11 protein-coding genes and 1 pseudogene are annotated in these 14,283 nt (G+C 72.4%); 2 read left to right on the plus strand and 10 right to left on the minus strand.

The window, feature by feature from the left end; translation table 11 throughout:
* Positions 1-45: 45 nt before the first annotated feature.
* The 8 genes and pseudogenes from ruvC to pgsA form a co-directional block, all read right to left on the minus strand.
* Positions 46-644: pseudogene (gene ruvC, locus F0L17_RS03475) on the minus strand (crossover junction endodeoxyribonuclease RuvC); the annotation flags it as partial.
* Positions 645-770: 126 nt separating this feature from the next.
* Entirely contained in the window at positions 771-1,523 is a 753-nt protein-coding gene (locus tag F0L17_RS03480) for a YebC/PmpR family DNA-binding transcriptional regulator (protein WP_162465738.1), read from the minus strand.
* A 57-nt stretch (positions 1,524-1,580) separates the two neighbouring features.
* Positions 1,581-2,198 (minus strand): pyridoxal 5'-phosphate synthase glutaminase subunit PdxT, encoded by a 618-nt coding sequence (gene pdxT / locus F0L17_RS03485; protein ID WP_162465739.1) that lies wholly within the window; start codon positions 2,196-2,198, stop codon positions 1,581-1,583.
* Between the two features lie 169 nt (positions 2,199-2,367).
* Complete coding sequence (pdxS, locus tag F0L17_RS03490) at positions 2,368-3,297, minus strand: pyridoxal 5'-phosphate synthase lyase subunit PdxS (RefSeq protein ID WP_155069915.1); 930 nt, start codon at positions 3,295-3,297, stop codon at positions 2,368-2,370.
* A gap of 265 nt (positions 3,298-3,562) precedes the next feature.
* Positions 3,563-4,123, minus strand: coding sequence for a LemA family protein (locus F0L17_RS03495; RefSeq protein WP_162465740.1), 561 nt, complete (start codon positions 4,121-4,123; stop codon positions 3,563-3,565).
* 20 nt (positions 4,124-4,143) lie between these two features.
* A complete protein-coding gene (locus F0L17_RS03500) occupies positions 4,144-5,316 on the minus strand; it encodes a glycosyltransferase family 4 protein (protein ID WP_155069917.1) in 1,173 nt (390 codons plus the stop codon).
* A complete protein-coding gene (locus tag F0L17_RS03505) occupies positions 5,313-6,287 on the minus strand; it encodes a phosphatidylinositol mannoside acyltransferase (RefSeq protein WP_420802372.1) in 975 nt (324 codons plus the stop codon). Before F0L17_RS03505 ends, F0L17_RS03500 begins: the two co-directional genes overlap by 4 nt.
* Entirely contained in the window at positions 6,284-6,946 is a 663-nt protein-coding gene (pgsA, locus tag F0L17_RS03510; RefSeq protein ID WP_155069918.1) for a phosphatidylinositol phosphate synthase, read from the minus strand. The genes F0L17_RS03505 and pgsA overlap by 4 nt, the downstream gene beginning before the upstream one ends.
* 360 nt (positions 6,947-7,306) lie before the next feature.
* Here pgsA and F0L17_RS03515 point away from each other — a divergent pair, with 360 nt between their 5' ends.
* Positions 7,307-9,520, plus strand: a complete 2,214-nt coding sequence (locus F0L17_RS03515) for an elongation factor G-like protein EF-G2 (protein ID WP_155069919.1) — start codon at positions 7,307-7,309, stop codon at positions 9,518-9,520.
* A 172-nt stretch (positions 9,521-9,692) separates the two neighbouring features.
* A complete protein-coding gene (locus F0L17_RS03520; protein WP_155069920.1) occupies positions 9,693-11,360 on the plus strand; it encodes a hypothetical protein in 1,668 nt (555 codons plus the stop codon).
* Between the two features lie 79 nt (positions 11,361-11,439).
* Here F0L17_RS03520 and F0L17_RS03525 read toward each other — a convergent pair whose 3' ends face one another.
* Both F0L17_RS03525 and thrS read right to left on the minus strand, forming a co-directional pair.
* Positions 11,440-12,000, minus strand: a complete 561-nt coding sequence (locus F0L17_RS03525) for an HIT family protein (RefSeq protein ID WP_155069921.1) — start codon at positions 11,998-12,000, stop codon at positions 11,440-11,442.
* Positions 12,001-12,046: 46 nt separating this feature from the next.
* Positions 12,047-14,026 carry a threonine--tRNA ligase gene (gene thrS / locus F0L17_RS03530; protein ID WP_162465741.1) on the minus strand — a complete coding sequence of 660 codons (1,980 nt, stop codon included), beginning with the start codon at positions 14,024-14,026 and terminating at the stop codon, positions 12,047-12,049.
* Between the last annotated feature and the right edge of the window lie 257 nt (positions 14,027-14,283).

Consider the following 14,283-nt stretch of genomic DNA (forward strand, 5'->3'; position numbering starts at 1 on the left):
GCGGGACCGGCGGGACCGGCGGAAGATCGGTCCGCCGGGGTCCCGAGGTCGGCGCGGTCGGCGGGAACCGCCCGGCCCGCGAGGTCGGGTCGGTCCCCGTGGCCCGGGCGCGCGGAGCGGGCCCGCCCGAGACGGAGCTGCCGCTCGTGGGCCTGCTGGAGGCGGTTGTGCGCGGGGGCCCGCCAGATGTGGCAGATGGCCAGCGCCAGGGCGTCGGCGGCGTCCGCCGGTCTGGGTGGGGAGTCCAGCCGCAGCAGCCGGGCCACCATGGCGCTGACCTGGGCCTTCTCGGCGCGACCGGTGCCGGTGACGGCGGCCTTGACCTCGCTGGGAGTGTGCAGGACGACCGGGAGGCCGCGCCGGGCGGCGCAGAGCATGGCCACCGCGCTGGCCTGCGCGGTGCCCATCACGGTACGGACGTTGTGCTGACTGAAGACGCGCTCGACGGCCACGACGTCGGGCCGGTGCTCCTCCAGCCATTCCTCGACACCGCGCTCGACCAGCACCAACCGCTCGGCCGTCCCGGTCTCGGCCGGGGTGCGGACGACACCGACCCCCACCATCCGCAGCGGGCGGCCCGCGGTGCCCTCGACCACGCCGATGCCGCAGCGGGTCAGCCCCGGGTCCACACCGAGCACGCGCACCGCGGCCCCCTCTCGTCCACCTGTCGTTCGGTCATCTGTTCCCGCAGGCTATCGGCTGCCACCGACACCGCAGGCGGGTGACACGGCGGACGGGCACGAGAGGGGTCCGGACCCGGTGGAACCGGCTCAGGCGTCGACCTTCGCCATGACCTCGTCGGACACGTCGAAGTTGGCGAAGACGTTCTGCACGTCGTCGCTGTCCTCCAGGGCGTCGATCAGTTTGAAGATCTTGCGGGCGCCCTCCTCGTCCAGCTCCACCTGCATGGTGGGGAGGAAGTTGGCGTCCGCCGAGTCGTAGTCGATGCCCGCCTCCTGGAGGGCGGTGCGGACCGCGACCAGATCACTCGCCTCGCTGATGACCTCGAACGACTCGCCGAGGTCGTTGACCTCCTCGGCGCCCGCGTCCAGAACGGCGGCCAGCACGTCGTCCTCGGTCAGCTCTCCCTTGGGGACGATGACGACGCCCTTGCGGTTGAACAGGTACGCCACCGAGCCCGGGTCGGCCATCGAGCCGCCGTTGCGGGTCATGGCCACGCGCACGTCGGAGGCGGCGCGGTTGCGGTTGTCGGTGAGGCACTCGATCAGGAGCGCGACGCCGTTCGGCCCGTACCCCTCGTACATGATCGTCTGGTATTCGGCGCCGCCCGCCTCCAGGCCGGCACCGCGCTTGACCGCGCGGTCGATGTTGTTGTTGGGGACGGAGCTCTTCTTCGCCTTCTGGATGGCGTCGTACAGGGTGGGGTTGCCGTCGGGGTCGGGTCCGCCCATCCGGGCCGCGACCTCGATGTTCTTGATCAGCTTGGCGAAGAGCTTGCCGCGCTTGGCATCGATCACGGCCTTCTTGTGCTTGGTGGTTGCCCACTTAGAGTGGCCGGACACAGCCTCGCTCCTTCGATGTCACCAACGGGAAGTCAACGCGCCGATCCTACAGCCGACTCATCCGGCCGCCGCGCGCACCATCGCGGCGAAGAGCCGGTGCACCCGGTGGTCGCCGGTGAGTTCGGGGTGGAACGCGGTGGCCAGCAGACGCCCCTGACGCACCGCGACGGGGTGCCCGTCGTGGACCGCCAGCACCTCCACGTCGGCTCCGGTGGACTCCACCCAGGGGGCGCGGATGAAGACGCCCTCGACCGGTCCGCCCTCGACGCCCGCGATCTCCACGGGGGCCTCGAAGGACTCGTTCTGCCGTCCGAAGGCGTTGCGGCGCACGATCATGTCGATGCCGCCGATCGTCTCCTGACCGGACCGGGGATCGAGGATCTTGTCGGCGAGCATGATCATGCCCGCGCAGGAGCCGTAGGCGGGCATGCCCGCGCGGACGCGCTCGCGCAGCGGTTCCAGCAGGTCGAAGGCGACCGCCAGCTTGTGGATGGTGGTCGACTCCCCGCCGGGTATCACCAGCCCGTCGACCTCGGCCAGCTCCTGCGGGCGGCGTACCTCGCGGACGGTGGCTCCGGCCGCCTCCAGCGCGGCGCGGTGCTCGCGGACGTCGCCCTGGAGGGCGAGGACACCGACGGTGACGGCGGTGGTCTCTCCGGTGGCGGGAGTGGTCACGGGACGTACCTCTTCGTGGACGGGCGTGCGGGACGAGCGGGGCCGGGGTGGACGGGGCGGACGGGGCGGACGGGGCCGGGTACGCCGGGGCGGGCGGTCCCGGTTCCGACGGACCGCCCGCCCCGGCGCTCGGGCCTCGCGTGGCGCGAGGGCTCGGGTGCGGGTTCGGTCACCAGCCCCGGCCGGCGAACCGCTCGGCCTCCGGCAGGGTGTCGCAGTTGATGCCGACCATGGCCTCGCCCAGACCGCGGGAGGCGTCGGCGATGACCTTGGGGTCGTCGTAGAAGGTGGTGGCCTTCACGATGGCGGCGGCGCGCTTGACCGGGTCGCCGGACTTGAAGATGCCCGAGCCGACGAAGACGCCCTCGGCGCCGAGCTGACGCATCAGCGCGGCGTCGGCCGGGGTGGCCACACCGCCGGCGGAGAACAGCACCACCGGCAGCTTGCCCAGCTCGGCGACCTCCTTGACCAGCTCGTAGGGGGCGCGCAGCTCCTTGGCGGCGGCGTACAGCTCGTTGTTGTCCAGGCCCCTCAGACGCGCGATCTCGCCTCGGATCTGGCGCAGGTGGCGGACGGCCTCGACGACGTTGCCGGTGCCGGCCTCGCCCTTGGAGCGGATCATGGCCGCGCCCTCGGCGATCCGGCGCAGGGCCTCGCCCAGGTTGGTGGCGCCGCAGACGAAGGGCGTGGTGAAGGCCCACTTGTCGCTGTGGTTGACCTCGTCCGCCGGGGTGAGGACCTCGGACTCGTCGATGTAGTCCACGCCGAGCGCCTGGAGCACCTGAGCCTCGACGAAGTGGCCGATGCGGGACTTGGCCATCACCGGGATGGAGACGGCGTCGACGATGCCCTCGATCATGTCGGGGTCGGACATGCGGGCGACACCGCCGTCCTTGCGGATGTCGGCGGGCACCCGCTCCAGGGCCATGACCGCGACGGCGCCGGCGTCCTCGGCGATCTTCGCCTGCTCCGGCGTGACGACGTCCATGATCACACCGCCCTTGAGCTGCTCGGCCATGCCGCGCTTGACGCGGGCCGTGCCGGTCTCGGGCGTGCTGGAGGACGGGGTGGACGGCGTGGTGGAGGGCGTGGTGGACAAGGGTGACCTCACTCGACGACGGTTGGGACGGTGGGCGGCGACCGGCGGCGAACCGCGCCGACCGGAGCCGGTCCGCGGACCTCGGCGTCACCGGCGGCCGGTCGGTCGGCCGCCCGCGCGAGACGGTCCGGCGACCGCGCGGTGACTCCATCGTAGGACTGTCCGATCCGCTTCCGGAGCCTTCGAACGGTCCAGTCCGTAGTGATCCGCGCTACAGGACCGATGGAACGCCGTCACTGGCCCCCGATCAAGGGCCAATTCGAAGTCAGTGGCTTTCCCCGACAGAGCCCGAGCGGTCCGCGAGCATCGCGGGCGGCTCGTCGTCCATCTCGAAGGCCAGCGGGAAGGGCGCGTGCCCGGCCAGCCGGAACCAGCGCACCTTGCGGTGCCTGCGCAGGGCGCGGGCGGCCCGTACGGCGTCGTTGTGGAAACGCCGCGCCATCGGCACCCGGCGCACCGCGGCGCCCAACTCCTCGGCGGTCGCCTCGCCGCCCGGCGCCGCCCGCACCGCCTCCAGTTGGGCGGCGTCGGCGAACACCGCGCGCAGCGCCTGGCTGAGCTCGCTCTCGGCGACCTCCCGCTGGTCCTCCTCGGCCTGCCGGGCGTCGTGGGCGGCCTGGTACAGGACGATCGACGCGGCCGGGTCGAGCACCCCGGAGGTGGCCACCTCCTGGGCGACGGAGGCGCGCCGCAGCAGTTGGGCGTCCAGGGCGGCGCGGGCGGCGTCGATACGGGCGTGCAACCGGTCCAGGCGCCCGGCGGTCCAGCTCAGGTAGACCGCGACGAGCAGCAGCGCCGCCGCGATCCAGACGATCGTGGTGATCACGGTTGGCTCCTCGTCGGCTCTCAGTCCCGGACCAGGCCCAGCCGGGCGCGCAGCCCGGTGCGTTCGTCGGGCGCGACCGCCGCGGCGCCGTCGGCGACGGTCTCGTAGACGGCGAGGACGTCCGAGCCGACCGTGGACCAGTCGAAGCGGCGGACGTGACGGCTGCCGCGTCCCCGCAGCTCGGCGCGGCGCGCCGGGTCGCCCAGCAGACGTACCGCGGCGGCGGCCAGCGCGTCGGCGTCCTCGTTGGCGTACAGCTCCCCGGCCTCTCCCCCGTCCAGCACCTGGGCGAAGGCGTCCAGGTCGCTGGCGAGGACCGGGGCACCGGCCGACATCGCCTCGACGAGGATGATGCCGAAGGACTCGCCGCCGGTGTTGGGCGCGACGTAGAGGTCCACGCTGCGCAGCAGCCGGGCCTTGTCCTCGTCACTGACCATGCCCAGGAACTCCACCCGTCCGCGCAGCTCGCGCGGCAGGTCGGCGACGGCCTCCTCCGTGTCACCGCGCCCGGCGACCAGCAGCCGGGTGCCGGGGCGCTCCGCCAGGATCCTCGGCAGCGCTCTCATCAACACGGGCAGGCCCTTGCGGGGCTCGTCGATGCGCCCGATGAAGCCGATGGTGTTCTCCCCCTCGCGGCCCTGCCACTCGGGTCTGGGCTCGGCGCCGGCGAAGAAACCGACGTCCACTCCGTTGGGGATGACGACCGCGTCCCCGCCCAGGTGCTCCACCAGGGTGCGGCGGGCGTACTCGCTGACCGCGATCCGCGCGCTGATCTTCTCCAGCGCGGGCTGGAGGATCGGGTACGCGGCGATCATCGCCCGCGAGCGCGGGTTGGAGGTGTGGAAGGTGGCCACGATCGGGCCCTGCGCCGCCCAGCAGGTGAGCAGGGAGAGCGAGGGCGCGGCGGGTTCGTGGATGTGCAGGACGTCGAAGGCGCCCTCGTGCACCCAGCGGCGGACCCGCGCGGCGGACAGGAAACCGAAGTTCAGCCGGGCCACCGAGCCGTTGTACGGGACGGGGACGGCCCGTCCGGCGGACACGACGTACGGCGGCAGGGGGGTCTCCTCGTCGGCCGGGGCGAGGACGGACACCTGGTGACCGAGGTCGATGAGGTGTTGGGCCAGGTCGCGGACGTGGAACTGGACGCCGCCGGGGACGTCCCAGGCGTAGGGGCAGACGATGCCGATCCTCAACGCTTCTCCGTTTCCGGGCCCATCGGGCCGGTCGGCCCCGTCGGGCCCGCGGTGCTCGGGCCGGCGGCGGTCGGTGGTGTGAGGTCCGCCGACCACAGCCGCTGGAGCATGTGCCAGTCCTGGGGGTGCTCGGCGATGCCCGCGGCGAAGCCGTCGGCCATCGCCTGGGTCATGGCGGCGGCCTTCTCCCGCCGGGTGCCCTCCTCGGGGGGTTCGACGGCGGGCAGGACACGGCCCTTCATCACGGGGGTGTCGTCGAACCACAGGTGGGCCGGGAGCAGTGCGGCCCCGGTCTGCAGCGCCAGCATGGCGGGGCCCGCGGGCATCCGGGCCGTCTCCCCGAAGAAGGTGACCTCGACGCCGGAGGAGGACAGGTCGCGGTCGGCCACCAGGGCCACCAGGCCGCCCGCGCGCAGCCGTCGGGCCAGGGTGCCGAAGGCGGCGCCACCGGTGTGCGGCAGCACCTCCATGCCCAGGCCCTCGCGGTAGGCGACGAAGCGGTCGTACAGGGTCTCGGGTTTCAGCCGCTCGGCGACGGTGGTGAACGGGATGCCCAGGCCGCTCGTGAGGTAGGCGCCGGCCAGGTCCCAGTTGGCCATGTGCGGCAGGGCCAGCACCACGCCGCGGCCGGAGTCGAGGGGGTCGGTGAGCCGGTGCAGCGCCTCGACCTCGACGCTCTCCCGGATGCGTCGCCCGCTCCACACCGGCAGTCGGAAGGATTCCATCCAGTAGCGCAGGTAGGAGCGCATCCCGGCACGGGAGAGTTCCGCCAGTTCCTCGGGCCCGGCGTCGGGGACGACCCGGGCGTAGTTGGCCTCCAGCCGCAGCACCCCTTGGCCCCGTCGCCTCCAGGCGGTGTCGGCGACCGCGCGGCCCAGGGCCGCGGCGGCGGGTTCGGGCAGCCGTTTGACCGCGCCCCAGCCCAGGCCGTACAGGGCGGTGGTCAGTCGGTCGGCCAGTCGGTCCCTCACGAGGTCCCACCCTCCGCGGCCGCGGCGGCGTCCGCCTCGGCGGCCTCGCGGCGCACGGTCACCATCCGCTGGACGATCGTCACCATGCTGCCCGCGGCCACCACCCACAGGGCGAGGGGGAGCAGGATCCCGATGCGCGGGACGCCGAAGGTCTCCTCGAACCCGGCGAGTCCGGCACACACCAGGGTGATCACCAACCGCTCGGCCCGTTCCACCAGACCGTTGACGTTCACCGGCAGCCCGATGCTCTCGCCGCGCGCCTTGGTGTACGACACCACCTGGCCGCTCGCCAGGCAGAAGATCGCCACCGCGCACAGCACCGGGTCGCCGCCCCCGCCCGCGTACCACAGCGCGATGCCGCCGAAGACGGCGGCGTCGGCGACGCGGTCGAGGGTGGAGTCGAGGAACGCCCCCCACCGACTGGAGCGGCCCGACTGCCGCGCCATGGTGCCGTCGACCAGGTCGGAGAAGACGAACAGGGTGATGACGACGGTGCCCCAGAAGAACTCGCCTCGCGGGAAGAAGACCAGCGCCCCCGCCATGACCCCACCGGTGCCGATGAGCGTGACCGTGTCGGGGCTGACCCCCAGCCGGAGGAGCAGAGCGGCGAACGGTGTGAGAACACGCGTGAAGAAAGCACGCGCGTACTTGTTCAGCATGGCCTTCCCGAGGGTCGTGACGGGCCGGCGGCCAAGGGGGCCGTCGGCGCGCCCATCGTAGCCGGCCGTCACCCGGCCGCCGTCGGCGCGTCACGGCCTGCCCGCGCGGTGGGCGACGCCCCTGGGCGCCCGGAACCGGACGGGGCGCCCCTCACTCTCCGCTTCCGCCACCCATGGGCGATGTGGTGCTTTGTTCGAAACTTGCCCATGATTGCCGTGTATGCCGTGCATGCCGTGGATGGACGGACTCGACGGCCGGTGGAAAGCTCGAAGGGAGCGCGTTCCGCGCGGTGCGCCGCCGGACCGGGCACCGTCCGACCCAACCATCCGGCCCGAGGGCCGACCGGGAGGCGGAGAGACATGGGCGACAGGACGAACACGCACACCGGGGCCGCCGGGAGGGCATCGGTGGTCGACCGGCCCGACTCCCTGCGGAACGTGGTGCTGGTCGGCCACAGCGGCGCGGGGAAGACGACGTTGGTCGACGCGCTGGCCCTGGCGTCGGGCGCCGTGAACCGGACGGGGCGGGTGGAGGACGGCGGCAGCCTCTCCGACTACGACGAGATCGAACACCGGCAACAGCGCTCGGTGCAGTTGTCCCTGGTCCCCCTGGAGTGGAACGGCATCAGGATCAATCTGCTGGACACCCCGGGCCACGCCGACTTCGTCGGGGAACTGCGGGCCGGTCTGCGGGCGGCGGACGCGGCCCTCTTCGTCGTCTCGGCCGCCGACGGCGTGGCCGGCTCCACCCGTCTGGTGTGGGAGGAGTGCGCCGCGGTCGGCATGCCGCGGGCCCTGGTCGTCACCCATCTGGAGGCGGCGCGCGCGGACTTCGACGAGATGACGGAGGTCTGCCGGCGGGTCTTCGGCGGCGACGACCCCGACGCCGTGCTCCCGCTGTACCTGCCCCTGCACGGCGAGGAACGGTCCGACGGACACGCTCCGGTGGCCGGGCTGATCGGGCTGCTGACACAACGGATCTTCGACTACTCGTCCGGCGAGCGCGTCGAGCGCGCCCCCGACCCCGAACACCTGCCGCTGATCGCCGACGCCCGGGCCCGGCTCATCGAGGGCATCATCGCCGAGAGCGAGGACGAGACCCTGATGGACCGCTACCTCGGTGGCGAGGAGGTCCGGACCGAGACCCTGGTCGAGGACCTGGAGAAGGCCGTGGCCCGCGGCGTCTTCCACCCCGTGCTGGCCGCCGCGCCCGCCGCCGAGGGCGCCCGGCAGGGACTGGGCACCGTGGAGCTGCTGGAGTTGGTCACCAGCGGTTTCCCCTCCCCCACCGAGCGCGAGATCCCCCCGGTCACCACCCCCGACGGCCGTCCCTGCCCTCCCCTGGCCTGCGACCCGGACGGCCCGCTGGTCGCCGAGGTGGTCAAGACGTCGTCCGACCCCTACGCGGGGAGGATGTCACTGGTGCGGGTCTTCTCCGGCACCCTGCGGCCGGACGCGGCCGCGCACGTCTCCGGTCACGGGCCGGCCGACCGGGGTCCCGCCCCCGGGAGGGAGCCCCACGACGTGGACGAGCGTGTCGGCGCTCTGACCTCCCCCTTCGGCAGGCGTCAGCGGCATCTGCCGAAGGCCGTCGCGGGCGATCTGGCCTGTGTCGCCAGGCTCTCCCGGGCCGAGACCGGCGACACCCTCTCCGACAAGGACACCCCCCTGCTGGTGGAGCCCTGGGTGCTGCCCGACCCCCTGCTGCCGGTGGCCGTCGAGGCCCACGGCAGGTCCGACGAGGACCGACTCTCCCAGGGACTGGCCCGGCTGGTCGCCGAGGACCCCACCCTGCGGCTGGAGCGGAACCCCGACACCCACCAGGTGGTGCTGTGGTGCATGGGCGAGGCCCACCGGGACGTGGCACTGGAGCGGCTGCGCACCCGCTACGGCGTCCGGGTCGACGCGGTGCCCCACCGGGTGGCGCTGCGCGAGACGTTCGCCGGGCCGGCGACCGGACGCGGACGGCACGTCAAGCAGTCCGGTGGCCACGGCCAGTACGCGGTCTGCGAGATCACCGTGGAACCGCTGCCGACCGGCTCCGGTGTCGAGTTCGTCGACGCGGTGGTGGGCGGCGCCGTGCCGCGCCAGTTCGTCCCGTCGGTGGAGAAGGGCGTGCGGGCCCAGGCGGCGCGCGGCGTCGCCGCCGGATATCCGCTGGTGGACGTCCGGGTGACCCTCGTCGACGGCAAGGCCCACTCGGTGGACTCCTCCGACGCCGCCTTCCAGACGGCCGGCGCCCTGGCCCTGCGGGAAGCGGCCGCGGGAGCGCGGATCCTCCTGCTGGAACCGGTCGCCGAGGTGCGGGTGACGGTCTCCGACGAGTACGTGGGCGCGGTGCTGAGCGATCTGTCCGGGCGGCGCGGCCGGGTCGTCGGCACCGAACAGGTGCCCGGGGGCAGCACACTGGTGCGCGCGGAGGTCCCGGAGGCGGAGATCGGCCGTTACGCGGTGGATCTGCGGTCCCTCTCCCACGGCACGGGGCGGTTCACCCGCGCCCACCTCCGTCACGAGCCGGTCCCCCGTCAGGTGGAGACGAGGATCCGCGAACGGGCCGGGGCCGGTGTGGCGTGATCCGGCGGCATCCGGCCGTCGGGCACCGGAACGAGGACCGGGATGAGGATACGCTGAACGGCACGGCAGCGGGTTCGGTGCGCCGGCGCGCCAACAGGTGTGCGACGGGCCGTGGTTGGGAACGGTGGGAACGAGCCTGACGTCGGACGGCGCGAGCGGAGTGGGGGCACCATTGGCGGGCTTCGATGACGTCGAGGGCGGCGCGTACGACTTCAGTCCCGGCGCCCAGGTCCCGTTGACGGGGGCCGGCGGGGGGCAGACCGCCGCCACCCAGGCACTGGCCTCGGCCGCCTACCGGGACGGCCCGGTGGCGGACCTCGTCGCGGCGAACGGGGACGCCAAGGTCTCGGCACCCCGCTTCTCCCTGTTCGAGCCGAACCTGGGCGAGGCGTTCTCGCGCGCCGTCCAGGTGCGGATGCTCGGTGGCGCCCGCAAGGCGCTGATCCAGTCCTTCGGCTGCGATCCACAGACCGTGGTCGAGCACTGCCTGGCGGCCAACCGCATCCGACGGCAGCGCGACGCCCGGCTCACCCTGGTCATGGGGCTTTTCGGGCTGCTCTTCCTGCCCGGTGTCCTGCTGTGGCTCGGCGGCTTCCAGCTGCGCCGGTCGCTGGCGGGCGCGCAGGACAAGAAGGCCGGCCCACTGGGCATGATCGCCCTCGCCGGTCTCGGCGTGCTCGCGGTGGTCTTCCTGATCCAACTGCCGTTCACCGGGTTCTGGGCGATCTACCTGCGCGTCATGCTGGTCGCCCCGGTCGTCGGCTGGCTGTGGGCCAAGCAGATCTGCGAGCGTTACGCCAAGGATCTGCGCTCGCGGTGGGAGGGACTGTTGTCGGGGGGCGGCGTCGGTGCCAAGATCCCCGAGGCGGTGCCGCACAACCCCGGTGACGCGGAGGCCGAGAGCATCCGTCTGAATCTGGCCAAACTGACGGCCGAGCAACGCAGCAACCTGGTCTTCTACGCCGGTCCCAAGGGGATACTCGGCATGGGCACCCGGTGGGGCAGTTGGCAGCTCGCCGAGGAACTGGTGCCCGCCGACCCGGCGGCGGACATCAACCCCTTCCGGAGCTGGGACGTCGCCCGCGCGATCCACGACCAACTGCGGATGCTGGAGCGCACCCCCCTGCACACCGGCGGCTTCCCTCCGCCCTCCATCCGGCACTGGGTCGTCGCCCCGATCGGCGAGGGCGCCGGCGAGGTGAGCCGGCCCGAGGGGCAGGAGGTCGAGGCGTACCGCATCAAGGACTTCGAGGTCCAGCGGATCTGCAACGAGCAGCAGTTCGGCAGCGGCAACCGCCACTACCTCGGCGTGCAGTTCGTCCTGTGGGACGGCCAGTTGGTGCTCACCATGCTGGTCAACGTGACCGTGCTGCACCGCACCCTGCGCATCGAGGTCACCGGCCACGCCCTGGGCCCGGTGCACTCGGTGTTCTTCGCCAAGCCGAAGGCGAGGACCAAGACCGTCTCCAAGACGGTCAGGTTCTGGGAGACCAAGGAGATCTCCCTCCCCCTGATCGAGGCCAGTGAGGTGGTGCGGCTGACGGCGCGCGCCCCCCTGACGTGGTTCCCGCCGGTGCTGGACTTCCTCGGCGGCAAGCTGACCCTCCCCGAGCCCTTCGGGCTGCGGCACGTGTGGGCCGACAAGCCGTGGCGGCACCGTTTCATGGCCGACGACGCGCTGCGCGCGGCCACCCCGGTGCTGCGCGTGGTGCACTCGGCAGCCCTGAAGGTGCTGCGGGAGAACGGCGTGGACGTCACCGGTTTCAACGCCCGCTCGCTGGCGCTCAGCGGTCAGGTGCAGGCGGCCGAGCCCGGCAAGGCCGACCTCTACGACGCCTGACACGCCCGCCCGTCGCACACGGGCGGGGCGTCGGGCGCCCACGGGGCCGGGAGCGGTGGCTCCGGACCCGGGCGCCGCGTCAGGACGCGGGCCAGGCCTCGGCGATCATCCGCCGGGTGTCGGCCAGCAGCTGCGGCAGCACCTTGGTGTGGCCCACCACCGGCATGAAGTTGGTGTCCCCACCCCAGCGCGGCACGATGTGCTGGTGCAGGTGGGCGGCGATCCCGGCACCCGCGACCGCGCCCTGGTTCATGCCGATGTTGAATCCCTGCGCCCCCGAGGCGGCGCGCAGCGCCGCCATGGCCCGCTTGGTGTGGTCGGCCAGTTCCACCGTCTCCTCGTGGGTGAGGTCGGTGTAGTCGGCCACGTGCCGGAAGGGCACGACCATCAGGTGGCCGCCGTTGTACGGGTAGAGGTTGAGCACCGCGTAGACGTGCTCGCCACGGGCCAGGACGAGTCCGTCCTCGTCGGACTTGGCCGGGATGGCGCAGAACGGGCAGCCGTCGCCGGCTCCCGGGCCGCTCGGCTTGTTCTCGCCCTGGATGTAGGCCATCCGGTGGGGGGTCCACAGGCGCTGGAAGGCGTCCGGCGTCCCCACTCCGATCTGCTGCTCCGGCTCGCTGCTCATGCGGGCCAGCATAGAACTTCCCCCGTCGGCGGCGCGTCGCCTCCGTGACGGAGGGGCGTCAGCTCTGGACGCGCTCCTCGACGGCCCTGGCCAGCTCCGCGATCGCCTCGTCGACCGGCACGCCGTTCTTCTGCGAGCCGTCGCGGTAGCGGAAGCTCACCGCCCCGGCCGCCATGTCGTCGTCACCGGCGATGACCATGAACGGCACCTTGCTCTTCTGTGCGTTCCTGATCTTCTTCTGCATCCGGTCGGAGGAGGAGTCCACCTCCACCCGCAGTCCGACCGCCTTGGCCTTGGCCGCGAACTCCTCCAGGTACGGCACGTGGGTGTCGCCGATGGGGATGCCGACGGCCTGGACCGGGGCCAGCCACGCGGGGAAGGCACCCGCGTAGTGCTCCAGCAGCACGGCGAAGAACCGCTCGATGGAGCCGAACAGCGCCCGGTGGATCATCACCGGCCGCTGCCGGGAGCCGTCGGCCGCGGTGTACTCCAGCTCGAACCGCTTGGGCTGCTGGAAATCCACCTGGATCGTGGACATCTGCCAGGTCCGGCCGATGGCGTCGCGGGCCTGGACCGAGATCTTGGGCCCGTAGTAGGCGGCGCCACCCGGGTCCATCACCAGCTCCAGGCCCTGCTTGCCGGCGGCCTGCCGGAGCGCCTCGGTGGCCTCCTCCCACTCCTCGGGCTCGCCGATGAACTTCTCGGAGTCGTCGCGGGTGGACAGCTCCAGGTAGAAGTCGCTCAGGCCGTAGTCCCGCAGGAGGTCCAGCACGAAGGTGAGCAGGTTGTCCAGCTCGCCGGGCATCTGCTCCTTGGTGCAGTAGATGTGCGAGTCGTCCTGGGTGAAGCCGCGCGCCCGGGTCAGGCCGTGCACCACACCCGACTTCTCGTAGCGGTAGACCGTGCCGAACTCGAACAGCCGCATCGGCAGCTCCCGGTAGGACCGCCCGCGCGCCTTGAAGACAAGGTTGTGCATCGGGCAGTTCATCGCCTTGAGGCGGTAGTTCTGCCCCTCGAACTCCAGGGGCGGGAACATCGACTCGGCGTAGTTCGGCAGATGCCCGGACGTCTCGAAGAGCCCCTCCTTGGTGATGTGCGGGGTGTTGACGAACTCGTAGCCCGCCTGCTCGTGCCGCTTGCGGGAGTAGTCCTCCATCACCCGGCGGACGATGCCGCCCTTGGGGTGGAAGACCGCCAGGCCCGACCCCAGCTCCTCCGGGATGGAGAACAGATCCAGCTCGGCGCCGAGCTTGCGGTGGTCGCGCTTCTCCGCCTCGGCCAGGAACTCCAGGTACGCCTTCAGCTCGTCCTTCGACGGCCAGGCGGTCCCGTAGATCCGCTGGAGCTGCGGGTTCTTCTCGCTGCCCCGCCAGTACGCGGCGGCCGACCGCATCAGCTTGAACGCCGGGACGGCACGGGTGGTGGGCAGGTGCGGGCCGCGGCACAGGTCCTTCCAGCACAGCTCGCCCGTCTTGGCGTCCAGGTTGTCGTAGATGGTCAGCTCGCCCGCGCCGACCTCCGCCGCCGCCCCCTCGGCGGCCTCGGCGGCGTTGCCCTTGAGCCCGATCAACTCCAGCTTGTACGGCTCGTCGGCCAGTTCCTCGCGGGCCTCGTCGTCGTCGGTCACCCGGCGGGAGAAGCGCTGGCCGCGCTTGACGATCTCCTGCATCCGCTTCTCGATGCGCTTGAGGTCGTCCGGGGTGAACGGCTCGGGAACGTCGAAGTCGTAGTAGAAGCCGTCCTTGATGGGCGGACCGATGCCGAGCTTGGCCTCCGGGAAGAGGTCCTGCACGGCCTGGGCCATCACGTGCGCGGTGGAGTGCCGCAGGATGTCCAGGCCGTCGGGGCTGGAGATCTCCACCGGCTCGACCTCGTCGCCGTCGGCGAGTTCGTGGGCCAGGTCCCTCAGCCGCCCGCCGACGCGCGCGGCGATGACGGAGCGCTCGCCCTCGAAGAGGGCGGCGGCCGTGGTGCCCGTGGTCACCACGCGCTCTTCCCGCTCGGAATCGCGTTGGATGATCACACGGACGTCCGCCACCGGTCTCTCCTGACTGCCTTGTGCTCGGGTTGTGCCTCGAGGCGCGGACGGTCGCCGCGCACCGTGAATCGTACCGAGCCGGGGCCCCCCGCCGCGAAACGGTTGTGGATCCTCCGGGACCATCGGGGCCGCGGGCCGCTCGGCCCACCGACCTCCCGCGCTCCAAAGGCGCGTCGCCCGCGCCCGCTCGGTCGGGACGCGCGGCCGAGCCCGTGCGTCCCGTGCTCGGGCTCCCGGAACGGTTGACCGCGCACCGG

It is taken from the genome of Streptomyces taklimakanensis, assembly GCF_009709575.1.
Taxonomy (GTDB): Bacteria; Actinomycetota; Actinomycetes; order Streptomycetales; family Streptomycetaceae; genus Streptomyces; species Streptomyces taklimakanensis.